Source organism: Bradyrhizobium sp. LeoB3 (assembly GCF_055456055.1).
On record NZ_JBVBEF010000028.1, the window covers coordinates 24,210 to 51,168 of the forward strand.

The window sequence follows — 26,959 nt, forward strand, 5'->3', positions numbered from 1 at the left end:
CTGAACCAATCATGTCTAACCGACGAACCGGAAAGCAGCTTGCCGTTGGTGCTCTGCTGATCGTCTTGCCAATGCTGTCTCATTGGGGAGCCGCGAGCGCGCAGACCGTCAACTCGTTCGAGGGCGACCGCGGACCAGGTCAGGCGGTGTGCAAATCGAACGGGGGGCCGATCCATTGTGATCGGGCGGAGATGGACGTTGCCGCGAGCGGCAAGCAGATCGTGCAGGTCACCTGGCAGAACGTCAACGTGTATGACACTACGGGCAAGCTGTTGAAATCCACGCCGCTGGCCGCACTGATCCGCAGTGCCGGGCTCGACCCGAACCCGGCGAAAGGCGGCGGACCGTTCGAGCCGCATATCGTCTACAACGAGTTCATCGAGCGCTGGATCATCACCGTGACCTGCGCCAACGACTGCACGCTTGTGAGCGCCAGCGCCGACGCGACGGATTCGTGGGGCGGCACCTACCTGTCCTGCCTGCAGGGCGGCCCCTGCCTCGACCGCAATCCCGGCATCAAGCTGGGCTACGACAAGAACGGTTTGTACATCTGCGGAGGCCACGTCGGCGACGACAATCCGAGCACGGTGCCGGGCGTGTCCTACGACTGCTTTGCAGTGCCGCCGGATGAGATCAAGGCGATCGCGCAAGGCACAGCGCCAACCCATATCAACCGTGGCCACAACCTGCCGCTCGACATCGTCCCTGCGGTTGACCACGATCGATCGAAGGCACCATCGGCTCCGGCGTTCTTTGCCAACAAGAGCTGCGACCACGCGGCGCAATACTCCTGCCAGCGCTCGACCAATTTCTCGTTTCACTGGATCGTGAACACCTTCAGGTGGAATGGCGCCACCGGCACCTACAATGCCGGCGGCGCCCAGCAGGTGATCAAGACCGATATCGGCTCGAAGGAGAACAAGTGGCTCTACAACACGCCGTGCTGCGGCCAGACCATGTCGATCCCGCAGGCCGGCAGCGACGTCACCCTTCGCGCCGCAACCAGCCACCGCCTGATGAATGTCGTCCAGCACGGCTCGCACCTGTATGGCGTCCTCGGGTCCGGGCCATGCACTGACTCCTGCGGGGCGCAGGGCGCTGATGCCAACAATTTGCTAATCTGGGTGGACCTGGATTGCTCGCAGCCGGCCGCCTGCGTGGTCAGCCAGACGGCAAAGATTGCCAGCCCTGACAATCACCTGGAGTTTGGCACGATTGGCGTGGACGATGCGGGGAACCTGGGCATCGTCGGCACGTCCTCAAGCGCGCGCGCAAACCTGTCGGTCCTGCTCTGGACCCGCCGCCAGGACGATCCGGCCAACACGTTCACCGGCCCGACGACGATCGTCGCGGGCACGCATCCCTACACCTGCCCGAATGAGAGGAACGTGAGCCCGATGGGGAATTCGGTCGGCATCCTGACCGCGCTCGACCCGGTGGACCGCAAGACATTGTGGGCGACCCAGCAGTGGGCCAATGATGCCACTCCCTGCGTCTGGAACACACGCATCGTCGGCTACAAGGTCGCGCCGGAGAAGCGCTGACGATCGCGGCCCCTATCGGCTGTGTTGACTTTCCAGATGGCGTGGCGCATCCCGCCAACTGGCGCTGCGGCTCCCATTGGAACTTTCTCCCGCGCGGCCGTTTTTAGTGGTCCGGCGTGGTGGGTTAGTGCGCATGGCACTAAGTGCACCTCGCCTCCGTCTCTGGGAAGGAGCTTTCCCGCGATGGAGCATGAGACCAGGATTGAAAATCGACTGCTGGCCGCGCTGCCGCAAGCGGACCTGGATTTGCTTGCGCCCCATTTCCGGAACGTGTCGCTCAAACGCGACGCCGTCCTGGCGCGATCGGGCGATCTGATTGAACAGATCTATTTCCCTTCCAGCGGGCTGGTCGCGCACGTTATGGACATGCCGAACGGACAAACGGTCACCACCGCGATCGTCGGCAAAGAGGGCGCGGTAAACATCCTCACGGCGCTCGGGCCGGCCCGCTCGCCGATGACGATGGTGGTTCGCATCGCCGGAACTGCTTTGCAGCTCTCTCCGGCACGCTTCCATGCGGCGCTCGAGCACAGCCACGCGCTCAAGGCCGCCGTCAATAGGCTCAACAGGGCCCTGATAGTGCAACTCCAGCATGTTGCCGCTTGCAATGCGCTGCACTCAGTCGAAGCCCGGTTGGCCCATTGGCTGCTGCACATCCACGACCGGACCGAAAGCGACATGCTGCCGCTTACGCAGGAGACGCTTTCGGAGTTGCTGGGCGTGCGACGAACGACGGTGACCCATGTCGTATCCAAGCTCCGCGCGTCGGGAGCGATCAGGTCCAATCGGCGAAGCTCGATCGAAATCGACAGGCCGCGGCTCGAAGCAGCGGCATGCGACTGCTATCAGATCATGCGCAGCAGGATCGAGCGTATCGTTTCGACAAACGAGATGACGCCGCGCGGTCACTCCTGGCCAGTGCATGAAAGGCCGCGCGCGCACACCCCGCTACCGACCGCCGAGAACGGAGCGCATCACCGCGCGCACGCCCACGGAGCGGCCGCTCACCGTGCAAGGCACCGTTGAGGAACGGTTAGCTAGTGGCCAGCCTTAGCACACGCTCCTCACTCTTTCGTCCGTCTCGTAAACCCACGCTTCCTTGGCAAACCATTCATGGTTGGTCTGGCAGATCGAGCAATAGGTGCGCGCGAAGAACACCGTACTGCATCGAAACTTCTCGCGATCGGCTTTCATGCCCGTAGGGATCGCGCGTCCCGTCTGCGGGCATTTGATCATGACGATACCCATCTTGGTCCTCCCTCAATGTCCCGAGTTGCTGCATCAGCAGCATTCCGCGGGCCATCGGCTGGACTCCGCCTCTTCTCGCGGGAGGCGCTTTTCGTCCAGCCGATTCTCGGTGGTGCGTAAGAGAAGTTCGATCTAGGGACCTGTCCGCAGCACCCTGGCAAGACTCTTCCTGATAGGCTCGGCAGTCTCCTTCGCCACTTCCTGAGTGAGCTCCCACAGTTCCTTGTTCTGAGCGGAGGTGACCTCAAAATTCTTGCGGCCATGCGTGGCCGATAGCTGGATGATCTCTGGCAGCGACTTCGTCCCCATCAGATGCGTGAGAAATTCGAGAGCGGAGCTGGTGTTCGTGCCCGAGATCTCGATCAACTTGGCCGCGTAGTCGGCGGCGCCTTTCGCGTTGGTTGAGCAGGCTTCCTTGAGGATGTCGGCGATCTCGCCAGAAGCGGCCTTCATCTTTTCGCAATTTTCCTTCGCCCGCAGCATGCTTTGCTCGGCGATGTTTTGATACACCCCCGGTATAGCGAACAGCGGCATGTCGAATCCGCGTTTCGCGTCAGCACCGGCAGTCGAATTGGCATTCATTTCATTCGAGTAAGCATCATTCACGGGTTGTAATCCTTTCAAGCGAGACTGGAACCAACGGCAGTTCGATACGCAATCCCGGCTCTCTCGAAGCGAGCGTGCCACGAACGAGCCGGGAAGGATTTCCCAGATGGTTGGATCGGACGGAGTTGTCGCGCCGTGCCGCCATCTACCGGACTATGCTCGACCAGCGCCGAGACTTCGGTTCGCTTTCTGACTCTCGAAACGTTTTTCGTAGGTAGCGCCCGCCTCGCTCCGTAGGTCCATACGGCGCAAGTCTCCGGCGTATGAAGCGCGCCGCCTGACGGGGATTGTGTTCACGGCAAAAGAGCGGCCGAGCAACCAGCCGCTCCCTCCTTTTTTGCGCCGGGTGACCCGGTGGTACGCAATCGCTGCTACCCGCCCCGAGCCCATCGCGCTTGTTCTCAGCGACTGACAGGTGCAGCCTAACCCACGGACCAATGTCCTTACTCGGGCATCCAATGATTGGATTCACACGGCCGCCGTGCGACGCCGGGGTCATCGAGGCGACACCGGCTTGTGACGCTGCCCTGTCACAGAGACGCAAGTGGCTGACGCTCGCGGCGGCCGTCATTGGGTCCAGCATGGCCCTCCTCGACGGTTCGGTCGTGAACATCGCGCTACCCGCGATCCAACAGGCGCTGAATGCAGATGCGGCGGCGACACAGTGGATCGTCAACGGCTACCTGCTGCTGCTCGGTGCGCTCGTGCTGATCGGAGGCTCAGCGGCCGATCTCTACGGCCGACGCCGGATTTTTGTTATCGGCATCGCGGTCTTCACCGCCGCCTCCATCGTCTGCGGGCTCTCACCGAATATCATGGTGCTTATCGTCAGCCGTGCGGTTCAAGGTCTTGGCGCCGCGCTGTTAACGCCGGCCAGTCTGGCGATGTTAGGAGCGACGTTCGGCAAGGATGAACGGATCCGGGCAATCGGGATATGGGCGGGCGCAGGTGCACTGATGATGGCGGCCGGTCCGATGTTGGGCGGCTGGCTGGTCGATCAGGTATCGTGGCGGGCGATCTTTCTCCTCAATGTCCCGCTCGCCATTGCCGCGGCCGGACTTGCGCTTCGCTTCGGCTGCGAAAGCAGCGATCCCCGGGCGAAGCAACTCGACTGGAGCGGCGCCGCCTCAGTCGCGATTGGCCTTGCTGCGATGACATGGTCCCTCAGCGCCATTCCGGCGTCGGGATTTCGCGACAAGACAGTGCTGGCTGCCCTGGGAGTGGGAGCCGCTCTGCTGATTTTGTTCGTCGTGATCGAAGCCCGTCTCCATGAGCGGGCGATGATGCCGTTGTCGCTCTATCGATCTCGCGATTTTTCAGCAACGAATGCGTTGACGCTGTTGCTCTACTTCGCGCTCGGAGGTGCGCTCTATTATCTGCCGTTCAGCCTGATCCGCGTCGGTGGCTACTCGGCGACCCAAGCCGGCGCGGCGTTGCTGCCTTTTGCCCTGATTATGGGATTCGGGGCGTCATTCGCCGGGACCATTGCTGACCGTTTGGGGCCGCGGCTGTTGCTCACTGTCGGGCCCATCGTCGCAGCCTGCGGATTTACGATACTTGCCTTTGTCGATCTCAGGCAGCCTTACTCGATCAGCGTATTTCCGTCGATGGTCCTGCTGGGCGTGGGGATGTCAATCACGGTTCCACCGCTGACGTCGACTGTGATGGCAGCCGCCGGCGAAGCCCATGCCGGGATTGCTTCGGGCATCAACAACGCGGTCGCTCGCGTTGGCGGCCTGCTCGCGGTTGCGGCACTCGGGGTGGTGTTCTTTGCAACCTTCTTGCATGATCTTGCCGGAGCAACGCCCGCGCAAGCCAACGAGGCCCTGAATGCCGTGATGTCCGGACAGACAGACGCTCATGCAGGGGCGATAGCCGCATTCGAGCGGGCGCTGAGCACGATCATGCTGGTGCCCGCAAGCTGCGCCGCACTTGCCGGCCTCGCCGGTTGGGTGTGGATCGCGCCGCGCCCCGAGCGTGCAGGCACCCGAGACAATATTCCACGCTAATCGGTTGTGTTGACTTCCCAGGTGGCATGGCGGACGCCCGCCTGGCGTTGCAGTTCCACCGCGACGGCATTGAGTTCGTTGGGATTGACTGACGTGCTCACCAGCGTCGCCACGATCTCCAGCAGATCGTCACCGATCTCCTGGAGCTCGACATCGGCAACCGGGTAGCTGGCGGCCTCGAGCTTCTCGACCAACTGGTCGCGCATGGCGGGCAAGGCGTCGCTGGAGACCGCGAGCTTGAAATAGTAGGTCGCCTCCGACGCCTGCTCGTCGAGCGGGATGCGGTTGATGGCATTCACCAGCGGCCGCAGCAGCGTGTTGCCGGCGAGGATGAAGAAGGTGAGCGCCGCGGCCTGTGCCTCCATGTCGGCGCCGGCACAGGAGCCGACCGCCGCAGACGTCCACAAGGTCGCCGCGGTGTTGAGCCCGCGCACGTCCATCCCTTGCTTCATGATGACGCCGGCGCCGAGGAAGCCGATGCCCGACACAACATAGGCGATCACGCGCACGGCGCCGTCCGCGCCCGACAGTCGCATCGCAAGATCGACGAACGCAGCCGCTCCGACCGCGACCAGCACATTGGTGCGCAAGCCCGCGGTGCGCTGGCGATATTGCCGCTCGGCGCCGATCAGCGTGCCCAGCACAAAAGCTGTGGTCAGGCTTATCAGCGTGTCGAAGAAATCAGCGAGTTGGAAGGTCGTCAGAAACCGCATAGCCCCTCAATACGGCTTGGACACAACAAGACGATGAGATCATGATCCGATTAGACGGAATCGGATCGTGATCTCATCTCTTTCTTGTTTGAGCATGATCTCCGCGCAAACGCTTCGCGTTTGTCGCGAGGGAAAACCGGTTTCCACTTTTCCGGATCATGCTCTAAAACGCCAGCAGCCCCCCGTCGCCGTCTTCGTCCGCGAATGCCAATAGCGTACCTTTGGCGTTCCAGGCCAGTGCGGAGACTGGCACGCCCTTGTTGCGACGGAGCAGTATCTCGGCCCCGTCCTCCATCCGCACCATCAGCACGGTGCCGTCGCTATAGCCGGCCGCCAGGATGTCGTCCTTCGGATGGCAGGCGACGACCGCGACGCGCGCCTGCAACGGCGCCAGCATCGCCGGCTGCTTGCCCATCGGGCCATCCTTGCTGTTGAAGGGCCAGATGATGACGGTGTCGGCCCCTGAGGTAGCAAGCCCCTTGCCGCCGGCGCTCCACGACATGGACCGCACCCGGCCGGGATAGCCGCTCATCCGCATGTGCCTGTTGTCGGCGAGCCGCCAGCCATGCAGCGCCGGCTCATGCATCGCGGTGACTAGGAATTTGTTGTCAGGGCTGAAGGTGACGGCGTGATGCGAGCCCGCCCATTCCAGGAATTCCGGCTTGGCCGCCATGTTGGGAAACCACAGCGTCGCGCCGCCATAATGGGCGATTGCGAGCCGGAGGCCCTTTGGCGCAAAGGCAAGACCGCCGACGGTGGACGGCGCATCGAAGGATTTTTCCTCGCCCTTGGCCGAACGCACGAACGCGGTCTTGCCCACCGACCACGCCACCGCGCCATCGGAATGCAGCGCCACGGCATCGATCCAGCGCCGCTTCGGGTCGGTCGCCAAGGTCGAGACCTCGCCTTTGGCATTGAGCGCGACCAGCTTGCCATCGTCACCGCCCATGACGATCCGCTCGCCATCCGAGACAGAGCAGAGGATCGCGCCGCCATGCACCGGCGTCTGCGAGACTTCGCCCTCCCCGCCGACGACGGCGACATTCTCCTCGGCGCCGATGAAGTGGGCGGTGTCGCCAAGGAAATGCACTGATGTGACGGCCATGCCGAGCGGCACTGGCTGTACCTGATCGGTCATCGAAGCGATGGAGGGCACTTCGCCCGGGTCGAACTCGCTCATCACGAGACGATGCAGCGCTCAAAGCCGTCGCGGATCGCCTGCTCCGGCAATTCGCGGCCGATGAAGACCAGCCGGCTCTCGCGCGGCTCGTCCTCCTTCCACTTCCGCTGATGGTCGCCTTCCAGCATCATGTGGACGCCCTGGAACACGTAACGGTCGTCGTCGCCGGCGAAGGCGAGGATGCCCTTGGAGCGCAGGATCTTCTGGCCCTCGGTCGCCACCAGGTTCTGCAGCCACGGCATGAATTTCGTGGGGTCGAGCGCCTTGTCGGTGCGCAGCGACAGCGATTGCATCTCCTCGTCGTGGTAGTGCTTCATGCCATGGCCGTGATCATGGTGGTGATGATGGTCGTGGCCATGGTGATGATGATCGTGATCATGGTCATGATCGTGATCGTCGGCTTCCAGGAAATCCGGCTCGATATCGAGGATGCGGTCGAGGTCGAAGGCGCCGCGCTCCAGCACGTCGGCCAGTTCCACCTTGCAGCGTTCGGTCCGATGCAGCTTGGCGTAAGGGTTGATACCGCGGATGCGGGCCTCGACCTCGGCGAGCTCGGGCTTTGAGACGAGGTCGGTCTTGTTCAGCACGATGACGTCGGCGAACGCGATCTGGTTCTTGGCCTCGGGCGCATCCTTCAGCCGGTCGCTGAGCCATTTGGCATCGGCCACGGTGACGACGGCATCGAGCCGGGCGTTCTTCTGCACGTCCTCGTCGACGAAGAAGGTCTGCGCCACCGGCGCCGGGTCGGCGAGGCCCGTGGTCTCGACGATGATGGCGTCGAATTTGCCTTTGCGCTTCATCAGGCCGTCCATGATGCGGACGAGGTCGCCGCGAACGGTGCAGCAGATGCAACCGTTGTTCATCTCGAACACTTCCTCGTCGGCCCCGATGATCAGGTCGTTGTCGATGCCGATCTCGCCGAATTCGTTGACGATGACGGCGTATTTCTTGCCGTGGTTCTCGGACAGGATGCGGTTGAGCAGCGTGGTTTTGCCGGCGCCGAGATAGCCCGTCAGCACGGTCACAGGGATCTTTTGCGAAGAAGGTTCTGGCATGGCGACTCCGGGGGCGGAACTAAAGATCGCGCTGCCCGGGCCGGCAGGGAGGGCCCCTGCCCTAGTGGCCGAGCGCGCTGGTCAGGGCCTTTATATTGTGCCTTACCATGGCAATGTAAGTGGGGGCCTCGCCCTTTTCGGCAGTGAGACTGTCCGAATAGAGGGTCCCGCCGATCCTGGCCCCGGTCTCCTCAGCGATCCGCTGGATCAGGCGGGGATCGCTGACATTTTCGAGAAAAATCGCCGGAATTTTCGCCTTTTTGATCTGGGTGATGATCCCTGCGATATCGCGGGCGCTGGGCTCGGATTCGGTCGAGACCCCTACGGGGGCAATGAACTCGATACCGTAGGCGGCCGCAAAATAGCCGAAGGCGCGGTGGGTCGAGATCACCTTGCGGCGCGCCTCCGGGATGGTGGCGACCGCCTGCCGCGCTTCTCTGTCCAGCGCGTCGAGCTCTGCCAGGTAGCTTTCCGCATTGGTGCGGAAGGCGGCGGCGTTCGCAGGCGCAGCGGCCGCGAGCGCGTCGCGGATATTGGCGACATAGATCTTTGCATTGGCAACGGACTGCCAGGCATGAGGATCGGGCGCCGAGCCGAGCTTGAGCGGCGCAATGCCGTCCGTCACGGTGATGATGGTCGCTTTGCCGCCGGCGGATTGCACCAGCCGCGGCAGCCAGCCCTCCATCCCGAGCCCGTTGATGAAGAGCAGCTTCGCTTCCGCGACCTTTCTGGCGTCCGCCGGCGTCGGCCGGTACACGTGGGCATCGCCCTCGGGGCCAACCAGCGCCGCGACATTGACCTTGTCGCCTCCAACGTTGCGGACCAAGTCGGCGAGGATCGAGAAGCTGGCGACCACGTTGAGGCGCTCTTGCGCGCGCGCCGGACCTACAAGCGTGACGAGCGCGAGCAGCGCAAGCCAGAACCACCGTCGCATCGCCGCTAGGCCTCCAGATGCCGGCCGGGGAACATCTGGCGGACCAGTCCGCCGACATTGCCGAACAGGAGCGAGACCAGATAGAGCCCGGCCGCGACCAGAATGATCGCGGGGCCCGAGGGAATCCGCGTCTGGAACGACAACACCAGCCCGGCATAGCCCGAAAGGGTCGCGCTTGCGACCGCGATGCAGATCATGCCGGTGATGTCGCGCGACCAGAACCGCGCGATGCCGGCCGGCAGGATCATCAATCCGACGCCGAGCAACGTGCCGAGCGCATGAAAGCCGTTGACGAGGTTGACCACGACCAGCGCCAGGAACGCCAGATGCGCCGGCGCGCCGGCGCGGCTGACCGTGCGCAGGAACACCGGATCGACGCATTCGATCACCAGCGGCCGGTAGATCACCGCGAGCACGAGCAGCGTGATGGTGGCGTTGAAGGTGATGACCAGCAGCGTCTGGTTGTCCATCGCGAGAATGTCGCCGAACAGCACATGCAGGAGGTCGATATTGGTGCCCTTGATCGAAACAATGGTGACGCCGAGCGCCAGCGAGACCAGGTAGAAGGTGGCGAGCGAGGCGTCCTCCTTCAGCTCCGTGTTGCGGGCGACGAGGCCGGCGAGCAGCGCCACCGTAAATCCCGCGGCCAGGCCGCCAACCGTCATCGCGAACAGATTGAGCCCGGAGAGCAGGAAGCCGATCGCCGCCCCCGGCAGGATCGCATGTGCCATCGCGTCGCCGACCAGGCTCATCCGCCGCAGCATCAGGAACACGCCGATCGGCGCCGCGCCGAGCGACAGCGCGACCACGGCGGCAAGCGCGCGGCGCATGAACTCGAACTCGGTGAAGGGCGCGATCAGCGCGTCAGTGAGCATGGCTTCAGGCGGCGCGCGAGGTGTCCACGGCACAGGCGGCGGCGCGGTCGTCGAAGGCTTCGCACATCCGCATCGCCACCGTGAGATTATCAGGCGTCAGCACTTCGGCGGTCGGCCCCCACGCCACCGGCCCGCGCGCGAGCAGCAGCGTTTCCGGGAAATTGGCGCGCACCATGTCGAGGTCGTGCAGCGCCGCCAGCACCGTGCGTCCCTCGCCGTGCCAGCGCTTGACCAATGCCAGCAGGTCCGCAGTGGTCTTGGCGTCGATGGCGTTGAAGGGCTCGTCCAGCACGATCAAGCGCGCATTCTGTAGCAGCACCCGTGCGAACAGCATGCGTTGCATCTGGCCGCCGGAGAGCGTGCCGATCGGACGGTTCTCGAACCCGTTGAGCCCGACCGCGGCGATTGCGGCGAGGATCTTCTCGCGCGCGTCCTTGCCGATGCCGCCGAACAGGCCGATGCCGCGCCACAGGCCGGTGCCGACAAAATCAAACACCGAGATCGGGAAGCCGCGGTCGATCTCGGCCGACTGCGGCAGATAGGCGATATCCCTGTGGTCGAGGCCGCCGAGGTCGATCGCACCGGAGAGCGGCTTGAGAATGCCGGTGATGCCGCGCAAGAGCGTCGACTTGCCGGCTCCGTTCGGGCCGATCATTGCGAGCAGCGCGCCGGCGGCCACCTCGCCGTTGAGGTGATGCACCGCCGGATGGCGGTCATAGCCGAGCGTGACGTTGCGGAATTGCAGTTGCGCGGGCATCGCTCACCTCATCGCCAGCAGCACGAAGGCCCACAGGCCGGCACAGACCGCGAGCGCCGCGGCAAGGCGCGCGGCGACCGTCATGCGCAGGATCGACCAGGTCGCCGCCTGCGCCGGATGCGGCGTTGCCGGACCATGGCTGTGGACGACATGGTCGTGGCCGTGTCCGTGGACGTGGTCGTGGGTATGGGGATGTGCGTGAGCCATTTCGCGGGAACGTTACATTATAACATTACGCGAGTCCACCTGATCGATGGTTCACGGTTTGCCGATCGCCATCGCGATGGCGGCGGCCAGGAAGGGAAACGGCACCGAGACCGCGGCGCGGAACCAGACGAAGCGGGCCGGCATGAATGGGATCTCCCACAGGATCACCCTTTGGAAGGCGAACAGCGCCCAGGCGACGACATAGGCGATCACCTGGGGTGGCCCGCCGCCGGCCTTCAGCGCCACCGCGCCGATGGAAAAACCGACCACCGGGCCGCCCGGCGTCGCTGCGCCCGCGATGACGGCAGTCGCGACGCCGAGCCAGCCGCTGTCGGGCCCGAGCCAGCCGGTGATGATCTCCTGCGGGATCACGGCGGCGATATAGCCGGACCCGACCACGCCGATCGCGATCCGCGGCATGATATTGGCGAATTCGAGCGAGCCTTCGCGCAAGGAAGACACCAGCACCGTGCGTCCGCGCCGCCAGGCGATGAAGCCGACGCCGGCGACCGAGCCCCACAGCAGGATGTCGATCAGGAGCGCGGCGCTCATTCCGGTGCGCCGTTCGGATAGACGCGGGCATAGACGAAGCGGCCGAGCGCGCCGGCGAGCACCGGCAGCGGCAGCGAGATCACGATCCGCCACAGCGTGAACTCGGTGCCCATGATCGGCAATTCCCAAGCCACCGCGCGGCCGTAACCGATCAGGGTCCAGCTCACCACCATCGCGATCGTCGCGCCGAAATCGGCGCCGACGGTCAGCAGCGCCGCCGCCACCGGATAGGCGGTGAAGGGACCGCCCGGCAGGATCGCGCCGAAGGCGGTGCCGATCAGAAGGCCCTTCAGTCCGGACTTTGGTCCGAGCGAGCGCGAGACCTTTTCGTGCGGCAGAATTTCCGCGATGAACGCGCCGAGCAGGCAGCCCGCGAGCACGCGCGGCAGGATCCCGCCGAACAGCGAGAGGTCGTGGGTGAGGATCTCGATCACGCCGTCAGCGCCGTCGCGCCGATAGACCAGGCCGGCGCAGATGAGGACCAGCACAAGGATTGAGATCATCGACCAGCCGATCGGCTTGCGCACACGGCCGGGAGGCGACTCGGCCTCCGCGGCGTCATCGGCCGGCGGCGGATCCTTTAGCGGTGCATCTGACAAGGCAATGGGGCCAGGGCGGGGTGAGAATGTCCATCCTGCTTAGTCCCGTCACAAAGGCGACGCAAACGGAAGCTGGCCACGTATCCATGCGCGCGCAGGCTATGGCCATGCGCGGTTGCGGCGCCCTCTCCATTTGTCATTCCGGGGCGATGCCAACGGGTCCGCGCAAAGCGCGGCCCGATGACTGGCTCCGCATCGAGCCCGGAATCCATTTCACAGCCTGTGCATGTGGCCCGTGGATTCCGGGTTCGCGCTTCGCGCGCCCCGGAATGACGGAGAGATCATGTGAGGTGGCGAACGATGGCGAGGCCGGCGAACAGGCCGGCGATCGACAGCACGACCGAGCCGAGCACGTAGAATGCCGCGAGCCCGAGTTCGCCGCGTTCGTAGAGCAGCGCGGCGTCTAGCGAGAAGGCGGAGAAGGTGGTGTAGCCGCCGAGGATGCCGGTCATCAGGAACAGCCGCCAGGCCTGCGATGCCTCGCCCTTGAAGGCGAGATAACCCGCGATCAGGCCCATCACGGTCGAACCGGTGATGTTGATGATGAAGGTGCCGTAGGGAAAATCGGTGCCGAGGCTGCGCGCGCAGGCGAGATTGATGAAATGGCGCAGCATTGCGCCGAGGCCGCCGCCGAAGAAGACCAGAAAATAGCTTGCTGCCGTTCCCACCACTGCCCCGCTGGTGTGCCGTCGAGAGGGACGATCACCTCTCCTTGAACGATGTGCGCATTCACAGCCTCTCCCTTGAGACGGTGCCCGCGTGGAGAGATGACCTCTCCCCGGTTCGCATTGCGCTTCGCTACATGCGAACCGACCCTCCCCTTTCGGGGGAGGGTCGGGAAAGTCGCATCCGGAACGACGGCCTAAACCGTCACACCTTGCCGAACAGCTCGTCGACGTAGTCCCAGTTGACGAGGCTGTCGACGAACGCCTTCAGATAGTCCGGACGGCGATTGCGATAGTCGATGTAGTAGGAGTGCTCCCAGACGTCGACGCCCAGGATCGGCACCGCGCCATGGACCAGCGGGTTCTCGCCGTTCGGCGTCTTGGAGATTTCGAGCTTGCCGCCCTTGACCTGCAGCCAGGCCCAGCCGGAGCCGAACTGGCCGACGCCGGCGGCGGCGAAATCGGCCTTGAACTTCTCGAAGCCGCCGAGGTCCTCGTTGATCTTCTTCTCGAGACGGCCCGGCAGCTTGCTGCCGCCGCCATTCGGCTTCATCCACTTCCAGAAGTGAATGTGGTTGTAGTGCTGGCCGGCATTGTTGAAGACGGCCGCGTTCTTGTTGTACGAGCCCTTCACGATCTCCTCGAGGGACTTGCCCTCGAATTCGGTGCCTTTGATCGCGTTGTTGCCGTTGGTCACGTAAGCCTGGTGATGCTTGTCGTGATGGTACTCCAGCGTTTCCTTCGACATGTAGGGCGCGAGGGCATCGTGGGCGTAGGGGAGGTCGGGTAGCGTGAAAGTCATGGTGTGATGTCCAACATGAGGGGAGACGACACTAACGGAAACCTCTTATAGAAGGTTCCATCACACTTAAACACCGCATTTTCGGCGCAGGCATGCAGGCCGTGCAGGCGATTCGCAGAACGTCAGCGCAACGAACCAACTGCAAAATAGTGTTGGGAATGAAACGCTTAAGATCAACTCCGAGCGGCAGGGCGCGGACGGAGGTGCGTTTTCCCGTTTGTGCGAGTAAGATCGCGCCAATGGAATGCGAGGACCCACTCAAGTGAGCATCGAGATCGAAGTCCTCAACGGCGATGCTTCCTGGAAGACGGTCGAGCCGCTGTTTCGGGCGGTCTGGCCGCGCGAGGTGGTCGCGAAATTGCCTTGGGGCCATATCAAGTGGGCCGGTGCCGACCTGCGCGTCTTGCTCGAAGTGCCCGAGGGCGGCGTCGGCTGCCACGTCGGCATCCATTTCCGCACCATCACCTGGAACGGACACCGGATCCATATTGGCGGCATCGGCGGGGTTGCGACCCGCGAGGACTGCCGGCGCCGCGGCTATGCCTCGATCGCGCTCAATGCCGCGATCGAGACCGTGCGTGCCAATGAAGCGGCGCGCTTCATGCTGCTGTTCTGTGAGCCGCACAATTTCGCGTTCTACCAGGCGCGCGGCTGGCGGCCCTTCACCGGCGAGGTCTATTGCGAGCAGCCGGGCGGACGCGTCCGCTTCGAGGCGATGACACCGTTCGTGTTCGACATCAAGCGCGCGCCTGATACGGGGACCATCGACCTGTGCGGCCTGCCGTGGTGATCTCTGTATAGGTTAGCCTGGCCTGCGCCGTCCGTAAGATGCGGGGCATCATCTTCACACAATCTTCAGGGCGAGACGCAGTGACAGATGCGCATCACTGGGGCAAATGATCGCGCGCCGACGCGCGGAAGTGAGATTGCACAAAGCCGATTTGTTGCTATGCAGGCGTGCCTTTTTGGGGAACGAATCATGGCTTGCAGATCAGCTCTCATCGCAGCGGTGCTGGCGGTATTACTGGCCGCACCGACGGCGCGCGCGCAAAACGCGGCCGATCCATCCGGCGTCTGGCAGACGCAGGCGGGCGACGCCCGCGTCAAGGTCAGCAAATGCGGCGGCGGGATTTGCGGCGTGATCGTCTCCCTGCGCGAGCCGATCGATCCCGCAACCGGCAAGCCACAGGTTGACAACAAGAATCCGAATCCGTCGCTCACCACCCGTCCGATCATCGGGCTGCCGCTGTTCTCGGGCATGCGGCCGGCCGGCGGCAAGTGGACCGGTCAGATCTACAACGCCGACGACGGCGGCACCTATGCGAGCAGCATTTCGCTCGCCGGCCCCGATACGCTACGGGTCGAGGGCTGCGTCGGCGCGCTCTGCGGCGGCGAAAGCTGGACGCGGTGGGACGCTAACTCTTCAGATCTGCATCGCCTTCATGGCTGACGCGGCGGAGGCGTAGCCGCCGCGGGCGCCGTCGATGAAGTGCACGTGGTCGCTGCGCATCGCCGACGGCGTGAAGCAGGTCATCATCGCGGCATCCTGCCGGTGCAGGCCGTAACGCACGACGCCGTTGGCCGCGGCCTGCGCGAGACGTTCGGCGAGCGCCTGCGCCAACTCCTCGCTGCAGTCGAGGATCATCCGCAATCCGTCGTCATATTTGCGGAAGTCGGAATTGTCGACCACCTGCTGCATATAGTCCTTCGCCGCGAACTTGCCGATTTTGAGCCCGAAGCGGATGACGGTGTAGACCCACAACGTGCTGACGAACACCAGGGCGCGCCGCGCGAACAGCGGACCGCCGCGCTTGGTGCGTGCCTCGAAGTCGAGGCCCTGCGGCGGCCAGCGCAGCGCCGGCCCGCCCGACGGCACCGGACGGCCAGCATCCGGGCTCTGCTCGGCGAGAGCGATGACGTCCTCGATCACCTTGCGGAACGCGTGGGGATCGCCGCCCTTCGCCGGCACCACCAGCACGGACAGGATGACGCCGCGGGCGGAAGGGATCTCCTCGAAGCGGCAGGAGAGCCCGCTGAGATCGGGCTGAGTGCCCGGCGGCGCCGGAGCGACAGCAAATTCACCCCGCTTCATCGCGGCTTCCGCGAAGCCAAGCCCGCCACCGGAGAACATCGCGTAGGAAAGATTGGTCGACGGTCCGAAGCGCGCGACGCGCACATCAAGTCCTTGCGCACGGATTGCTTCGATCGGCACCAGCGCCACGCGCATGATGAGGTCGAGATCGTTCCTCACCCAGGTCGCGGTCGCCGCCAGCGCCTCGCGCGCGGCGTCGACATCGGCGGGCGCGACCGCAAAGCTCGCGCCATCGCCGCCGAACACGAAGGGGAATTCGCGGCCACCGAGTGCATTGGTGACGGCGGCGATGACGGCCGCGCCCGCCATGTTGACGGCCTTGTAGCGCTTTGCGGCAATCGCCTTGGTCGATTCCACGATGTCGGCGACGCCGATGGTCCAATCATCAGGCAAAGGCGAATACAGCGACGGCTCCATCAGGCGGCCAAAGCCGCGGAACACCGGAATGCCGCCGTAGAAGATCTCGCTGCCGCCTGCCGCCGCCATGGACCGCTCCGCTTTCGGCGCCTGTCTAGCAGATACGGCCGGTCTTGGGATCGGTTGCGTAGAACCGGACGCCGTCATGGCCGGGCTTGTCCCACGCAAGAGCCGCCTCCCGGAAGGGAAGACGTGGATGCCCGGGACGAGCCCGGGCGACGGAGCAACAGTGCGCGTTACGCTTTCGCCAATCCGCGCAGCACGAGCTGGTTGAGACGGCCGGCAAAGGCGGCCGGGTCTTCCGGCAGTTCGCCTTCGAGAATCTGCGCCTGCTCGAGCAGAAGCAGCGACAAATCCCTCGCCGCGTCCTTTTCGCGCGTGATCGCGGCGACCAACGGATGGCGCAGATTGACCTCGAGGATCGGCTTGGTCACCGAACCGCGGTTCTGCTGCGCGAGGAGGCGCTCCAGCATGCGGTCGCGACCGCCGCCGACCAGGCACGAAGCGCTCGAGGTGAGCCGCTGCGATGCGCGGACGTCGGCAACGCGCTCGCCGAGCGCTTCCTTGATCGCGGCGATCGTCGTCGCCTCATCTGCCGCCGGCTCGTCCTTCTTCTCGTCCGCCTTGTCGTCGACGAACGGGATCAGGCTGAAATCGACGTCGCCCTGGCTCAGCGACTTCAGCGGCTTGCCGCCGAAATCGATCGGCGCCGAGGTCCAGAACGCATCCACGGGATCGGTGAGCAGGAGCACCTCGACGCCGCGTGCTTGCGCGGCCTCCAGCTTCGGGTTCGACTTCAACCGCTCGATGCTTTCGCCGGTGAGGTAGTAGATGTCGGTCTGGTTCGGCCTGATGGCTTCAACATATTGCTTGAGCGAACGGTTCTCGCCCGCGGTGGTTGTGAAGCGCGACAGGCCGAGCAGTTTCTCGCGCCGCTCGTAATCCTCCCACAGGCCCTCCTTGAGGACCGGACCGAACGCGTCCCAGATCTTGGCGAACGCGTCCTGCTCCTTATCCGCCAATCGCTCGAGTTCGCCGATGACGCGGCCGGTCACGGCATTGCGGATTTGCCCGAGTTGCGGGTTGTTCTGCAGCATCTCGCGGGAGATGTTGAGCGGCAGATCCTCGCTGTCGATCACGCCGCGAATGAAGCGCAGGTAAGCGGGCAGAAGATCGGCATCGTCGGCGATGAAGACGCGGCGGACATAGAGCTTCACCCTGCCCTTGCGCGCCGGCTCGAACAGGTCGAACGGCTTTGTCGACGGCGCAAACAGCAGCACGGCATAGGACTGCCGGCCCTCGGCGCGATAATGCAGCGTCATCGCCGGCTCGTCGAATGCGCCGGCGATCGATTTGTAGGCTTCCTTGTAATCCTCCGCCGACAGCTCCGATTTCGACCGCTGCCACAGCGCGCTCGCGGAATTGATCTGGCTTGGCTCGCCCTCCTCCGGCACCAGTTCGATCGGGAACTGGATGTTATCAGAATAGGCGCGGACGATGCGCTCGATCTCGTAGGTCTCGAGATATTTCGCGGCGTCCTTCTTCAGGTGCAGCACGATCTCGGTGCCGCGGGTGACGCGCTTGGCATCCTCCTCGCTGGCGGGCGCGATCTCGAAGCCGCTGCCGCCCGACGAGGTCCAGGTCCAGACCTCATCGCTCCCGGCGCGGCGGCTGATCACGACGATCCTGTCGGCGACCATAAAGGCGGCATAGAAGCCGACGCCGAACTGGCCGATCAAATTGCCGCCGTCCTTGGCCTCGGTGAGCCGCGCCAGGAACGACTTGGTGCCGGAGCGCGCGATGGTGCCGAGATTGTCGATCAGCTCCTGCCGATCCATGCCGATGCCGCTGTCGATCACGGACAACGTATCGGCCTTCTTGTCCGGCCTGATCCAGATTTTCGGCGGCGCACCATCGGCGATCAGGTCCGGCGCGGCAATCGCCTCATAACGCAGCTTGTCGCAGGCATCGGAGGCGTTGGAGATCAATTCGCGCAGGAAGATATCGGTTTCCGAATAGACCGAGTGCACCATCAGGTGCAGGAGCTCGGCTACCTCGGCCTGGAACGGCTGGGATTCGGGGGAGGTCGTGGTGGCAGTCATTGCTGGGCTCAGGTGAAACCAATAGGGGGTAGGAAACTCCAGATATAGCGCAGCCATCTCCGCCCGCAAGATTTGCCGCGACGGCAGCGGGATGATCCGACCGCGGCATTGCGCTATGTCGTTGAACCTACTATAAATATGACCACTGTAGTCACACGAGGCAACATGCGCAAGATTCAGTTGAAAGACGCAAAGGCGAAATTGTCCGCCGTCGTCGATCAGGCCACGCGGGGCAAGCCGTCCGTCATTACCCGCCACGGGCGACCGGAGGCGGTCATCCTCGGCTTTGAGGATTGGGAACGGCTGTCGCGCGTACCCTCCTTCGGCCGTCTCTTGATGTCCGCGCCGATCGAAGCCGGTGACTTGCCCGAGCGTAACCAGGCGCCCTCCCGCGACGCCGGCCTGTGACGCGCTATCTGGTCGATACCAATATCATTTCGGCTGTGGCACCCACGTCGGCGGTGACGCCGCAGCAGCTTGTTGCCTGGATGGATTCTCATTCGCTTGCTTTGTTTCTGTCGGCCGTCACTGTGGCCGAGATCGCCGAGGGCATCGCCAAGGCCAAGCGCGAGGGTGCCAAGCGGAAGGCCTCCAGGCTCTCGGATTGGTTGCGAACCGTGCTGCATCTCTATGGTGATCGGGTGCTCCCGTTTGATACGCCGACGGCAGAGATCGCTGGTCAACTGACTGATCTTGCACGCAGCCGTGGGCATGCTCCAGGCTTTGCAGATGTCGCGATTGCCGCAACAGCTCATTGGCACAAACTGACGCTCCTAACCCGGAATGTTTGCCATTTTGTGCCTATGGACGTCACCGTCATCGATCCATTCCAGGAGCTGCCTCCAGCCAAATAGATCGCTATCAATTTCCCAGGCGAGAGCCCTCCCTTTCACGCCTCACCCAGTAATCGCCGCAAGATAGCGCGCGACCGACACATCGAACGCCGCCTTCGCATCGTGCTCAATGTTACGTCCCCACCAGGCGCCATAAATGCGATCGAACGCAAGTGGCGCGATCGCCTCAGCGATACGGCGCACGGCGACAGCATTCAGCGGCGTGTAGTTCGGATAGGAGTACATGAAGCTGACGTGACGGCGATCCATCGCCACCTGCGCGACATCGCCGGCCAGGAGCGCGCCGCTGCCGTCTGCCCCCGTGCGCCAATGCAGCACGGTGGCGCCGGTGAAATGCCCGCCGGCGCGGACCAGCCGAAGATCGTCCGATATCGCGAGTTCCTCCCCCCGCCACGGCACGATCGACGGATGCGGCCGCGTGATCCATTGCGCATCGTCCCCATGCAGATAGACCGGCGCATTGCCGAAAGCCTCGCTCCAGTCGGCCACTGCCCCATAGAAATGCGGATGCGATACCGCGATCGCCTTCAGCCCGCCGCGCGATTTGACATAGTCGATCGCCTCCCGCGTCGCGAGCGGGATGCAGTCCCACATCACAAGGCCGTCGCCATCGGGGACCAGCACCGCACGCTGGCCGATCGCCAAGCGCGGCTCGACCGCGATGCCAACGAGCCCAAGATCGTCGCGCCAGACGACATGATGGCGTTTGGCCAGTTCCTCGCGGCTGAGCCAGACCTGTCCGTTCCAGTTCACGAACTGCCGCTCGTCCTCGCAGATCCGGCAAGACGGCGGCGGATTGGCGCTGTCGGAAAACTGCGCGCCGCATTGTTCGCAAGTCCAGGTTGGCATGAGGGTCACTCCATTTGGAGGCCCAAGATAGCATGCAATGCGGCGGTTCTATCTCGCCTATATCGGCTTCCGCTGCGTCTATCCGCCTGAACCCAAAGCACCGTGATGAGTGCTGCAAAACAAAAGCCCGCCAGAGGCGGGCTTTCACGATGGTCAATCAGAAACGATCAGTGCTTGGAGCCAAGACTGACGATGACGCCGGTCGGTTCAGGCTCGTGCGGCATCAAATTCGTCAGGGTGTCGTCGCTCCAATGGGCGAGGTTCACGATCTTGCCGATCTGTGTGTCCGTCTCCGCGGACTCGCTCGGCTCGAGTACGTTGAGCCCGTTGGTGTCAAGGAAGTAGGTGTGATCACCGAACAAGCGGTTCAACTGGGCGACCGCCGGATGATCGTCGGGAAGGCAGTGAGCATCGAATTGGCTCAAGGCCCGCTCGACCTGCGTTGAGTTCAGTCTCATGTTCCTCGCTCCTCTGGATTGGAGGGTTGCACCGCGCAACGGCCTAAGCCGGACGCGGCCGCCTGCATTCGCGGGACAGCCATCCCGCCAACACGACGACGCACTGGAGCTTCACTTGTGCCGCCGCTGGATGATTTTCTTCGAATTGCCATCCTGTCGCCGGCTCTTCGCCAAATACGGTCCGTTTCGACCGCGTTTCAACGAACGTGAAGTGCGGGACATTGGGTCCGAGCCCGCCTATTCAACCCCGCGCTCGCATTAAATTCGTGGGTTCCCCAAGGTTCATTCCTCGGGAACAGGATGCAACCTCGCCAATTCGTCGAGCGAAAGCGCGGCTTCGCGTTCCGTCAACGTAAAGCGCACGATCACATCCTGACGGGTGACCTGCCCCCAAAGTCCCTCCGTAGACCACTTTTGCGGCACGGGCCCACGCGGACCTTCGATCCAGACGAAGTACCACTGTGTCATGACAAGCGCCTCGCCTTAAGCGATGCGCAATTATAGCGCGTTCCGCTGCAAGGATCGAACCCGGCCACCAAGCTCAAGCGGCCACCGGACTCACATGAACAAGCGCGCGAGGTAGCTCAGACCGACGACGAGCCCGATCAGCCCGATGGTGATGCAGATCACGATCAGCCCGGCTTGCTCAAACACACGGTCGCGCATGGGCGCAAAGCTCCTGCTCAATGCGAAACCCGCAACACAGTCAGCGCTCGCGTTCGGCGATCCGGCGTTTGAAATTCGATGGTCTGGCCGACCGATAGGCCGATCAGCGCGGCACCGACCGGAGTCAGCACCGAAATGCGCTTGCGCGAGATGTCGGCTTCGTGCGGATAGACCAGCACCACCTCCCTCGCCGCACCGGTGCTGTCGTCACGATAGTCGACCTGCGAGCCCATGCGGACGACGTTTCGCAAATCGGCATCGTCAGGCGCGATACTCGCTCGCTCCATCTCGCGCGCAAGGAAATAGGCCACGCGCGGAAAAAGCTCCATGCTTGAGTTGGCAAGTCCGCTCAGCCGCTGCTTCTCCTCCGTTGTCACCCGGATCGGCGGCAGATTGGGTTCGGTATTCTTACTCATTGTTGTCACCTTTCTTCAGGCAGCCGTTGGCCCTGGGTCGTCGTCGATCGCGCCATCTTTTTTTCGGACCACAGGCGCACGGAACAGCGGCACGACATTCGACTCGGCTTGCTTCACACTTTCGCGCGTGCGCTCGAGGCGGCGATCATCGGATGCGGTGTGGACGGTCTCTGACGGAGGCGGCACGGCACGTTCCTTCTGTTCAAAGTAAATCGGGCTCCTGCACGGAAGCCACGAACTCGAGATATCGATGAGAACAGAACCCGGACGGCTCGATCGGCCGTCCGGCTAAGTGCCTGCGTGCAGGCGGCCGGCGTGCAGACAGAAGCGCGCGATGCGCGGATCGATGTCGACAACGTATGTCATAATCCACCCACATGGCACCGTCGCCATTGCGGCGAAAGCGCGCACCTTGCCCGACGACGGCAATTGCTTGCCTTTGCGCGCGATCGAAACCTCTCAGGGGACCGCCGATCGCAGTATCGCTAACGCCGCTCGCTGGGTCTTTCCGTTCGTGGTGTCTCTGCTGCTGCCCGCTGCGCCGTTTCCGAGGCAATCGCCTGCGCCATCCGCAAATGACCCAGGACGGTTGGCAGAAGGTCTGACGCAAGATCCTTCAGTTCAGCGTCCTCCCCTGAACCGATCTCGTACTCCAGAAGCTGCGCAGTCTTCTGATGGTCGATGATTTGTCCTTCGATGTAGGCGCGATCGAATTGAGGACCGCTGAGCTGCTCCAACTTCGCACGCATGGCTTTGTGTTCTTCGTCGAGTTTGTCGGGCGCTACAATCCCGTTCGCTTTTGCAAGTGCTGAAAGCCGATCATTGGCGGCACTGTGATCGCGAACCATGCGTTGTGCAAATTCCGTCACGGCGCGGCTCGCCCCTTGCTGCGCCGCGGATCTGCCAAGATCCACTTCGGCCAATCCTCCGGTTGCTGCGGCATTGATGAACGCGCGATCCGCTTGATTGGCTTGGCGCGGCGCCGGCACACCCGCAGCAGATTGTCTCGTTCCCGGCGGCATGCCGCCGGGGTTACCCGGCGCCGGGCTCACGGGATTGGTCGACTGGCCGAAAGCCGCCGGAGAAAGAAATGCAATCGCGATCGCTAAGAGCGTTGGAAGACGCATCACTCAATCTCCTTTTGCGACTCGCTGGGATAACTGCCGGCACCCGACTGGCATCACAGCGTCAGCATGTACGCCACCAGCGAATCCTTCTCCTCCTGCGTCAGCTTCAAGCCGAGCACTAGATTGAAGAACTCGACGGTGTCGGCGAGCGTTAGCAAGCGCCCGTCGTGCATATAGGGCGGTGAGTCCTTGATGCCGCGCAGGGTGAAGGTCTTGATTGGTCCATCAGCCAATGCGACGAGACCATTGACGGTCTGACCGACATTGTAGAAGCGCTCGAGCTTCAGGTCGTGCATATTGTTGTCAAGGAATGACGTCTGCGGCACGTGGCACTGTGCGCATTGTCCCTTGCCCAGAAATACCCTTTCTCCCTCGAGTTCCTGCTGTGTCGCCTTGCTGGGATCGAGCCGGCTCAGTGGATCGAGCTTTGGCGCAGGCGGGAAATCGATGATGTTCTGCATCTGCGCCATCATCGGGACCTGATCGAATCGGTCGGGCAGGTGCACGCCTTTCCGCTGCGCGCTGACGTGATCGCCGTTGAAATAGGCCGTCCGCTGCTCGAACTGCGTGAAGTCCTCGATCGAGCGCAGCGACCGTTTCGAACCATGAATTTGCTGGTTGAACATGCCGCGAAGGCTGACCGTATCGAGGCGGAAGCGGGCCGCCTGAGGGCGCACGTCGGGCGTCTGGTGGAAGGCCGCGTTAGTGTGGAAATTCGCATGACAGTCGAGGCAGGTGACGCCAAGGCTTTGGTCTGCGCTCTTGCGATCTTCTGTCTGGTTGAACTCTTCCTGCGGGAACGGCGTCAGCAACAGGCGCATTCCCTCCATCTGCACGGGCGTGATGATGCCGATCATCAGTTGATAGTAGTTCTTTATCGTCAGGAGCTGGCCGTGTGAGACATCACCCAGTTCCGGATGGCTGGTCAGAAAGATCGGCGGCGGAAACTCCGGCGTGAATTGGTCGGGGAGATCGAAATCAACATCGAAGCGCCTGATGTTCCGCGATTCCTGCCGGTTGATTTCGTCGATTTGCTGGTTCGGGAAAACCTGGCCGCCGGTCGCCTGCTTGACATGCGGCAGCGGCATGAAAGCAGCCGGCAATAATCCACGCTGCCTTATCTCGTCCGGACTCATCGCCGACAGACTGTCCCAGGTTACTCCTGCCGGCAGCCTGACCCGCACTCCGTCCTGCACGGGCTTTCGGCCGCCCGACATCATCACATTCGCGATCGGCCGGTTCGAGAGGTCGTAGCGCTGCTCCAACAGGGCCTGCTGGCGCTGCATGACCTGCGATTTCTGCGCCTCATCTAGCGCCTTCACCACATCAAGCGGCTGCGTCGGAAGCGGCCTGTAGGTCGCGTCTGGGGGCAGAGGATCGGCCAATGCAGCGACTGCAATCAAGCTCGCTACGGCCAGTGCGGCCGCAATTTTCGGGTATTTCGACATGAGCGACCTCCGGTTCGGAGCACGCACCAGAAGTGCCGATGCAGGACCTACGCAGATGCGGAGCGCAACGCGATCGAATCTGCTTCGTTCCTACATTCCCTGATGTTTGATCATTCCGGGAGCTCAAGCCGCGGCGGTCAGGCGTGGCCTCTTGGTCAGGTTGTTGGGTCACTTGGCGTCAGTTGATGATCTGGCCGCTTCAACCGACTCGCATTGCGCCAACACTGCACACGTTACCGTCGGTGCAGCTTGACAATCGAAAACGGCTCAGATTATGTAATGTTATAACATTACATATGGGTGCCCCGATGCCCTCTGCCGGGCGAAAATTCCTCGAGCTGCAAAGGCTGTTCGATCTCCATGCAAAAACTGCCCGTCACCGTCTTGTCCGGCTTCCTCGGGACTGGAAAGACAACTTTGCTGAACCACGTGCTCAACAACCGACACGGCCTGAAGGTGGCCGTGATTGTGAACGATATGAGCGAGGTAAACATCGATGCGGACCTCATCCGCGATGGCAGTGCGAATCTTTCCCGGACGAACGAGAAGCTGGTTGAGATGACCAACGGGTGCATCTGCTGCACCCTGCGCGACGACCTGCTCAGGGAAGTGCGCGCGCTGGCTGAAGGCGGAAGGTTCGATTACCTGCTGATCGAATCGACCGGCATCTCCGAGCCGCTGCCGATTGCGGCCACATTCGATTTCCGGACCGAGCACGGCGAGAGCCTGTCCGACGTCGCGCGGCTCGACACGATGGTCACGGTCGTCGATGCCGTGAACCTGCTGAGGGACTATTCCTCCACCGATTTCCTTAGCGAGCGCGGCGAGGCCCTCGACAACGACCAGCGCACGCTGGTCGATTTGCTTGTCGAGCAGATCGAATTTGCCGATGTCGTCGTGCTGAACAAGGTGGATGACGCAACACCCGTGCAGCGCGATGCTGCACGCAAGATCATCCGGGCGCTCAATCCTGAAGCCGAGATCCTGGAAGCCAATCACAGCAAGGTCCCATTCGACCAGATCCTCGATACCGGCCGCTTCGATTTTCAGAAGGCGCAACAGCATCCGCTGTGGTTCAAGGAATTATACGGCTTTGCCGACCATGTGCCGGAGAGCGAGGAATACGGCATCAAGAGCTTCGTCTATCGTGCGCGGCGGCCGTTTGATCCGACGAAATTTCATCACTTCCTTCATGACGCCTGGCCAGGCGTCATTCGCGCCAAGGGGCATTTCTGGATTGCCACGCGTCCGCAGTGGGTCGGTGAGATGAGCCAGGCCGGCGCCATCACCAAGACCGAGGCCTTGGGATTCTGGTGGGCGGCGATACCGCGCGAACGCTGGCCACGAGATCCCGAGTGGCAGCGAATATTGAAGAAGAGCTGGAACGATCTCTATGGAGATCGCCGGCAAGAACTCGTCTTCATCGGCACCGCTATGGATGAAGCCGCGATCCGTGCACGCCTCGATGCGTGCCTCGTGAAAGGAAAGCCCGGGATGGATACGCAGGCCTGGGCCGGCCTGCCCGATCCGTTTCCGGTGTGGAAACGCGCCAACGAGGCGGCCTGACGCGCCAGAGCCCTTCATAGAGTTCAGGATGCGCCGGAAATCGAAAAACGACAGCACAAGATCGCGTCTACCGCGCCGCTAGGTCGCGTCGTGAAAAATAATCCCGACGGTGTGCCGCATGCCGGAACGCACGCGACTCACGCCGTGACGAAGGTTCACGCGGTAATTGCCCTTCGATCCCTGCACCGGCCGGTTATGGACCGCGAAGGCCACTGCGTCGCCCTGCCGGAGCGGCACGACTTCGACGCGACTTTGCATGCGCGGCCGCTGCTCGGTCAGAACGAACTCGCCACCTGCGAAGTCCGCGCCGGGTTGCGAGAGCAGAATCGCGACCTGGATCGGGAATGCGAGCTCGCCGTAGAGATCCTGATGGAGGCAGTTGAAATCACCAGGGACGTATTGCAGCAGAAGCGGCGTCGGGCGCGTCTGGCCGGCGTCGTGGCATTGCTTGAGGAACGAGGCGTGGTCGGCTGGATAGCGCTCGCTTAGTCCCATCCGGGCGTTCCATTCGTTGGCAACGCCTGCAAGGCGCGGGTAGAGCACGGTTCGCAAGGAGCCGATGAGGTCGGGCAGCGGGTATTTGAAGTAGCGATACTCGCCCTTGCCGAAGCCGTGCCGCGCCATGTGGATATGACTTCGGAAATGGCTCTCGTCGGGATAGAGGCTTGCGATGGTGCGGCATTCCTCAGGTGAAAGCAGCTTGGGCAAGACGGCGCAGCCGTAATTGTCCAGCTCACCTGCGAGCACCTGCCAGTCGTAAGCGGCAACCCGTGCCTCTGCGGACGCAACCGCGGGGACACGGGTGATGGTGGACGAACGGACTGTCATGAGATCGTTCCTTCCTGATCAGTATCTGCGCTTATGATCGAAAATGCTCCGTCAGCTCACGCGATGCGGATGATTGTCGTCTTCGCGAGAAGATAGGTTTCGCCGCTGCGAAAGCGGAGCCGGATATCTCCGTTCTCGAGCACCTGCCACTCTGCATGGCCGTCGGCGACGAGCCGGCGGAAATAGGCCATCACGCGCCCTTTTGCCGGATCGGCGTAAACGAGACCTGCGGTCGCATCGGGCATTGTCCTGGTGCGGCGGCGATTCTCGCGCTTTATTCTTGCGTCCAATGCACTCCGAGGAAACATCGTCTGAAGCGTTCCTTCCGCCAGTCGATCGGCGTCGGCGATCACCAGCGACTTCAACAGGCATGCATCGATCACCTGAATG

Annotated in this window: 31 protein-coding genes; 8 read left to right on the plus strand and 23 right to left on the minus strand. The window is 63.0% G+C overall.

The window, feature by feature from the left end:
* The first annotated feature begins 11 nt into the window (after positions 1-11).
* Both ACZXDY_RS19465 and ACZXDY_RS19470 read left to right on the plus strand, forming a co-directional pair.
* Positions 12-1,544 carry a hypothetical protein gene (locus tag ACZXDY_RS19465; protein ID WP_464346593.1) on the plus strand — a complete coding sequence of 511 codons (1,533 nt, stop codon included), beginning with the start codon at positions 12-14 and terminating at the stop codon, positions 1,542-1,544.
* Between the two features lie 36 nt (positions 1,545-1,580).
* On the plus strand, positions 1,581-2,570 hold the full coding sequence (locus ACZXDY_RS19470; protein WP_464346594.1) for a Crp/Fnr family transcriptional regulator: 990 nt from the start codon (positions 1,581-1,583) through the stop codon (positions 2,568-2,570).
* 24 nt (positions 2,571-2,594) lie between these two features.
* On the opposite strand, the gene ACZXDY_RS19475 is transcribed toward ACZXDY_RS19470, so the two are convergent.
* The gene (locus ACZXDY_RS19475; RefSeq protein WP_028163005.1) at positions 2,595-2,792 is read right to left on the minus strand and encodes a hypothetical protein; all 198 of its coding nucleotides are present in this window, start codon (positions 2,790-2,792) and stop codon (positions 2,595-2,597) included.
* Between the two features lie 132 nt (positions 2,793-2,924).
* Entirely contained in the window at positions 2,925-3,326 is a 402-nt protein-coding gene (locus tag ACZXDY_RS19480; protein WP_464346595.1) for a phasin, read from the minus strand.
* Between the two features lie 530 nt (positions 3,327-3,856).
* On the opposite strand from ACZXDY_RS19480, the gene ACZXDY_RS19485 reads away from it, so the two are divergent.
* On the plus strand, positions 3,857-5,407 hold the full coding sequence (locus tag ACZXDY_RS19485; RefSeq protein WP_464346596.1) for an MFS transporter: 1,551 nt from the start codon (positions 3,857-3,859) through the stop codon (positions 5,405-5,407).
* Here the strand turns inward: ACZXDY_RS19485 and ACZXDY_RS19490 are convergent.
* The 11 genes from ACZXDY_RS19490 to ACZXDY_RS19540 form a co-directional block, all read right to left on the minus strand.
* Positions 5,404-6,120, minus strand: coding sequence for an MgtC/SapB family protein (locus ACZXDY_RS19490; RefSeq protein WP_464346597.1), 717 nt, complete (start codon positions 6,118-6,120; stop codon positions 5,404-5,406). The genes ACZXDY_RS19485 and ACZXDY_RS19490 overlap by 4 nt on opposite strands.
* 163 nt (positions 6,121-6,283) lie before the next feature.
* On the minus strand, positions 6,284-7,300 hold the full coding sequence (locus ACZXDY_RS19495; RefSeq protein ID WP_464346598.1) for a WD40 repeat domain-containing protein: 1,017 nt from the start codon (positions 7,298-7,300) through the stop codon (positions 6,284-6,286).
* Positions 7,300-8,355 (minus strand): CobW family GTP-binding protein, encoded by a 1,056-nt coding sequence (locus ACZXDY_RS19500; RefSeq protein ID WP_464346599.1) that lies wholly within the window; start codon positions 8,353-8,355, stop codon positions 7,300-7,302. The genes ACZXDY_RS19495 and ACZXDY_RS19500 overlap by 1 nt, the downstream gene beginning before the upstream one ends.
* A 61-nt stretch (positions 8,356-8,416) precedes the next feature.
* Complete coding sequence (locus ACZXDY_RS19505) at positions 8,417-9,289, minus strand: metal ABC transporter substrate-binding protein (protein ID WP_464346600.1); 873 nt, start codon at positions 9,287-9,289, stop codon at positions 8,417-8,419.
* Positions 9,290-9,294: 5 nt separating this feature from the next.
* Positions 9,295-10,164, minus strand: a complete 870-nt coding sequence (locus tag ACZXDY_RS19510) for a metal ABC transporter permease (RefSeq protein WP_464346601.1) — start codon at positions 10,162-10,164, stop codon at positions 9,295-9,297.
* Positions 10,165-10,168: 4 nt separating this feature from the next.
* Positions 10,169-10,921 carry a metal ABC transporter ATP-binding protein gene (locus ACZXDY_RS19515; protein WP_464346602.1) on the minus strand — a complete coding sequence of 251 codons (753 nt, stop codon included), beginning with the start codon at positions 10,919-10,921 and terminating at the stop codon, positions 10,169-10,171.
* A 3-nt stretch (positions 10,922-10,924) separates the two neighbouring features.
* Entirely contained in the window at positions 10,925-11,128 is a 204-nt protein-coding gene (locus tag ACZXDY_RS19520; RefSeq protein ID WP_028163014.1) for a hypothetical protein, read from the minus strand.
* Between the two features lie 51 nt (positions 11,129-11,179).
* A complete protein-coding gene (locus tag ACZXDY_RS19525; RefSeq protein ID WP_208823980.1) occupies positions 11,180-11,680 on the minus strand; it encodes a hypothetical protein in 501 nt (166 codons plus the stop codon).
* Complete coding sequence (locus tag ACZXDY_RS19530; protein ID WP_464346603.1) at positions 11,677-12,279, minus strand: permease; 603 nt, start codon at positions 12,277-12,279, stop codon at positions 11,677-11,679. The genes ACZXDY_RS19525 and ACZXDY_RS19530 overlap by 4 nt, the downstream gene beginning before the upstream one ends.
* Positions 12,280-12,560: 281 nt before the next feature.
* Complete coding sequence (crcB, locus tag ACZXDY_RS19535; RefSeq protein WP_028163017.1) at positions 12,561-12,947, minus strand: fluoride efflux transporter CrcB; 387 nt, start codon at positions 12,945-12,947, stop codon at positions 12,561-12,563.
* A gap of 202 nt (positions 12,948-13,149) precedes the next feature.
* Positions 13,150-13,746, minus strand: coding sequence for a superoxide dismutase (locus ACZXDY_RS19540; protein ID WP_464346604.1), 597 nt, complete (start codon positions 13,744-13,746; stop codon positions 13,150-13,152).
* Positions 13,747-14,008: 262 nt separating this feature from the next.
* On the opposite strand from ACZXDY_RS19540, the gene ACZXDY_RS19545 reads away from it, so the two are divergent.
* Together ACZXDY_RS19545 and ACZXDY_RS19550 are read left to right on the plus strand one after the other, a co-directional pair.
* Positions 14,009-14,536, plus strand: a complete 528-nt coding sequence (locus ACZXDY_RS19545; RefSeq protein WP_464346605.1) for a GNAT family N-acetyltransferase — start codon at positions 14,009-14,011, stop codon at positions 14,534-14,536.
* A 189-nt stretch (positions 14,537-14,725) separates the two neighbouring features.
* Entirely contained in the window at positions 14,726-15,196 is a 471-nt protein-coding gene (locus tag ACZXDY_RS19550) for a DUF2147 domain-containing protein (RefSeq protein WP_464346606.1), read from the plus strand.
* On the opposite strand, the gene ACZXDY_RS19555 is transcribed toward ACZXDY_RS19550, so the two are convergent.
* Entirely contained in the window at positions 15,170-16,324 is a 1,155-nt protein-coding gene (locus tag ACZXDY_RS19555; protein ID WP_464346607.1) for a DUF3095 domain-containing protein, read from the minus strand. The two genes, ACZXDY_RS19550 and ACZXDY_RS19555, sit on opposite strands and share 27 nt — an antisense overlap.
* A gap of 167 nt (positions 16,325-16,491) precedes the next feature.
* On the minus strand, positions 16,492-18,357 hold the full coding sequence (htpG, locus tag ACZXDY_RS19560) for a molecular chaperone HtpG (RefSeq protein ID WP_464346608.1): 1,866 nt from the start codon (positions 18,355-18,357) through the stop codon (positions 16,492-16,494).
* Between the two features lie 165 nt (positions 18,358-18,522).
* Between htpG and ACZXDY_RS19565 the strand changes: the two genes are divergently transcribed.
* Entirely contained in the window at positions 18,523-18,765 is a 243-nt protein-coding gene (locus tag ACZXDY_RS19565; protein ID WP_028163023.1) for a type II toxin-antitoxin system Phd/YefM family antitoxin, read from the plus strand.
* A complete protein-coding gene (locus ACZXDY_RS19570; protein ID WP_464346609.1) occupies positions 18,762-19,211 on the plus strand; it encodes a PIN domain-containing protein in 450 nt (149 codons plus the stop codon). The genes ACZXDY_RS19565 and ACZXDY_RS19570 overlap by 4 nt, the downstream gene beginning before the upstream one ends.
* 42 nt (positions 19,212-19,253) lie before the next feature.
* Here the strand turns inward: ACZXDY_RS19570 and ACZXDY_RS19575 are convergent, their stop codons facing one another.
* The 6 genes from ACZXDY_RS19575 to ACZXDY_RS19600 form a co-directional block, all read right to left on the minus strand.
* The gene (locus tag ACZXDY_RS19575) at positions 19,254-20,060 is read right to left on the minus strand and encodes an MBL fold metallo-hydrolase (RefSeq protein WP_464346610.1); all 807 of its coding nucleotides are present in this window, start codon (positions 20,058-20,060) and stop codon (positions 19,254-19,256) included.
* A 167-nt stretch (positions 20,061-20,227) separates the two neighbouring features.
* The gene (locus ACZXDY_RS19580; protein WP_028163026.1) at positions 20,228-20,518 is read right to left on the minus strand and encodes a hypothetical protein; all 291 of its coding nucleotides are present in this window, start codon (positions 20,516-20,518) and stop codon (positions 20,228-20,230) included.
* 282 nt (positions 20,519-20,800) lie between these two features.
* A complete protein-coding gene (locus ACZXDY_RS19585; protein WP_130225404.1) occupies positions 20,801-20,986 on the minus strand; it encodes a hypothetical protein in 186 nt (61 codons plus the stop codon).
* 215 nt (positions 20,987-21,201) lie between these two features.
* The gene (gene rnk, locus ACZXDY_RS19590; protein WP_028163028.1) at positions 21,202-21,600 is read right to left on the minus strand and encodes a nucleoside diphosphate kinase regulator; all 399 of its coding nucleotides are present in this window, start codon (positions 21,598-21,600) and stop codon (positions 21,202-21,204) included.
* Positions 21,601-22,085: 485 nt separating this feature from the next.
* Complete coding sequence (locus ACZXDY_RS19595) at positions 22,086-22,727, minus strand: DUF4142 domain-containing protein (protein ID WP_464346611.1); 642 nt, start codon at positions 22,725-22,727, stop codon at positions 22,086-22,088.
* Between the two features lie 53 nt (positions 22,728-22,780).
* Positions 22,781-24,175 carry a cytochrome b6 gene (locus tag ACZXDY_RS19600; protein ID WP_028163030.1) on the minus strand — a complete coding sequence of 465 codons (1,395 nt, stop codon included), beginning with the start codon at positions 24,173-24,175 and terminating at the stop codon, positions 22,781-22,783.
* A 360-nt stretch (positions 24,176-24,535) separates the two neighbouring features.
* On the opposite strand from ACZXDY_RS19600, the gene zigA reads away from it, so the two are divergent.
* A complete protein-coding gene (zigA, locus tag ACZXDY_RS19605; protein ID WP_464346612.1) occupies positions 24,536-25,741 on the plus strand; it encodes a zinc metallochaperone GTPase ZigA in 1,206 nt (401 codons plus the stop codon).
* 78 nt (positions 25,742-25,819) lie between these two features.
* Here zigA and ACZXDY_RS19610 read toward each other — a convergent pair whose 3' ends face one another.
* Complete coding sequence (locus tag ACZXDY_RS19610) at positions 25,820-26,569, minus strand: 2OG-Fe(II) oxygenase (RefSeq protein WP_464346613.1); 750 nt, start codon at positions 26,567-26,569, stop codon at positions 25,820-25,822.
* A 56-nt stretch (positions 26,570-26,625) separates the two neighbouring features.
* The gene (locus tag ACZXDY_RS19615) at positions 26,626-26,952 is read right to left on the minus strand and encodes a hypothetical protein (RefSeq protein ID WP_464346614.1); all 327 of its coding nucleotides are present in this window, start codon (positions 26,950-26,952) and stop codon (positions 26,626-26,628) included.
* Positions 26,953-26,959: the final 7 nt, after the last annotated feature.

Excerpts from the sequence above, each read along its gene's own strand:
- ACZXDY_RS19465 (WP_464346593.1), top strand. The coding sequence starts at position 12 with ATGTCTAACCGACGAACCGGAAAGCAGCTTGCCGTTGGTGCTCTGCTG.
- ACZXDY_RS19470 (WP_464346594.1), top strand. The coding sequence starts at position 1,581 with ATGGCGTGGCGCATCCCGCCAACTGGCGCTGCGGCTCCCATTGGAACT.
- ACZXDY_RS19475 (WP_028163005.1), bottom strand. The coding sequence starts at position 2,792 with ATGGGTATCGTCATGATCAAATGCCCGCAGACGGGACGCGCGATCCCT.
- ACZXDY_RS19480 (WP_464346595.1), bottom strand. The coding sequence starts at position 3,326 with ATGCCGCTGTTCGCTATACCGGGGGTGTATCAAAACATCGCCGAGCAA.
- ACZXDY_RS19485 (WP_464346596.1), top strand. The coding sequence starts at position 3,857 with ATGATTGGATTCACACGGCCGCCGTGCGACGCCGGGGTCATCGAGGCG.
- ACZXDY_RS19490 (WP_464346597.1), bottom strand. The coding sequence starts at position 6,120 with ATGCGGTTTCTGACGACCTTCCAACTCGCTGATTTCTTCGACACGCTG.
- ACZXDY_RS19495 (WP_464346598.1), bottom strand. The coding sequence starts at position 7,300 with ATGAGCGAGTTCGACCCGGGCGAAGTGCCCTCCATCGCTTCGATGACC.
- ACZXDY_RS19500 (WP_464346599.1), bottom strand. The coding sequence starts at position 8,355 with ATGCCAGAACCTTCTTCGCAAAAGATCCCTGTGACCGTGCTGACGGGC.
- ACZXDY_RS19505 (WP_464346600.1), bottom strand. The coding sequence starts at position 9,289 with ATGCGACGGTGGTTCTGGCTTGCGCTGCTCGCGCTCGTCACGCTTGTA.
- ACZXDY_RS19510 (WP_464346601.1), bottom strand. The coding sequence starts at position 10,164 with ATGCTCACTGACGCGCTGATCGCGCCCTTCACCGAGTTCGAGTTCATG.
- ACZXDY_RS19515 (WP_464346602.1), bottom strand. The coding sequence starts at position 10,921 with ATGCCCGCGCAACTGCAATTCCGCAACGTCACGCTCGGCTATGACCGC.
- ACZXDY_RS19520 (WP_028163014.1), bottom strand. The coding sequence starts at position 11,128 with ATGGCTCACGCACATCCCCATACCCACGACCACGTCCACGGACACGGC.
- ACZXDY_RS19525 (WP_208823980.1), bottom strand. The coding sequence starts at position 11,680 with ATGAGCGCCGCGCTCCTGATCGACATCCTGCTGTGGGGCTCGGTCGCC.
- ACZXDY_RS19540 (WP_464346604.1), bottom strand. The coding sequence starts at position 13,746 with ATGACTTTCACGCTACCCGACCTCCCCTACGCCCACGATGCCCTCGCG.
- ACZXDY_RS19550 (WP_464346606.1), top strand. The coding sequence starts at position 14,726 with ATGGCTTGCAGATCAGCTCTCATCGCAGCGGTGCTGGCGGTATTACTG.
- ACZXDY_RS19555 (WP_464346607.1), bottom strand. The coding sequence starts at position 16,324 with ATGGCGGCGGCAGGCGGCAGCGAGATCTTCTACGGCGGCATTCCGGTG.
- htpG (WP_464346608.1), bottom strand. The coding sequence starts at position 18,357 with ATGACTGCCACCACGACCTCCCCCGAATCCCAGCCGTTCCAGGCCGAG.
- ACZXDY_RS19565 (WP_028163023.1), top strand. The coding sequence starts at position 18,523 with ATGCGCAAGATTCAGTTGAAAGACGCAAAGGCGAAATTGTCCGCCGTC.
- ACZXDY_RS19575 (WP_464346610.1), bottom strand. The coding sequence starts at position 20,060 with ATGCCAACCTGGACTTGCGAACAATGCGGCGCGCAGTTTTCCGACAGC.
- ACZXDY_RS19580 (WP_028163026.1), bottom strand. The coding sequence starts at position 20,518 with ATGAGACTGAACTCAACGCAGGTCGAGCGGGCCTTGAGCCAATTCGAT.
- ACZXDY_RS19585 (WP_130225404.1), bottom strand. The coding sequence starts at position 20,986 with ATGACACAGTGGTACTTCGTCTGGATCGAAGGTCCGCGTGGGCCCGTG.
- rnk (WP_028163028.1), bottom strand. The coding sequence starts at position 21,600 with ATGAGTAAGAATACCGAACCCAATCTGCCGCCGATCCGGGTGACAACG.
- ACZXDY_RS19595 (WP_464346611.1), bottom strand. The coding sequence starts at position 22,727 with ATGCGTCTTCCAACGCTCTTAGCGATCGCGATTGCATTTCTTTCTCCG.
- ACZXDY_RS19600 (WP_028163030.1), bottom strand. The coding sequence starts at position 24,175 with ATGTCGAAATACCCGAAAATTGCGGCCGCACTGGCCGTAGCGAGCTTG.
- zigA (WP_464346612.1), top strand. The coding sequence starts at position 24,536 with ATGCAAAAACTGCCCGTCACCGTCTTGTCCGGCTTCCTCGGGACTGGA.
- ACZXDY_RS19610 (WP_464346613.1), bottom strand. The coding sequence starts at position 26,569 with ATGACAGTCCGTTCGTCCACCATCACCCGTGTCCCCGCGGTTGCGTCC.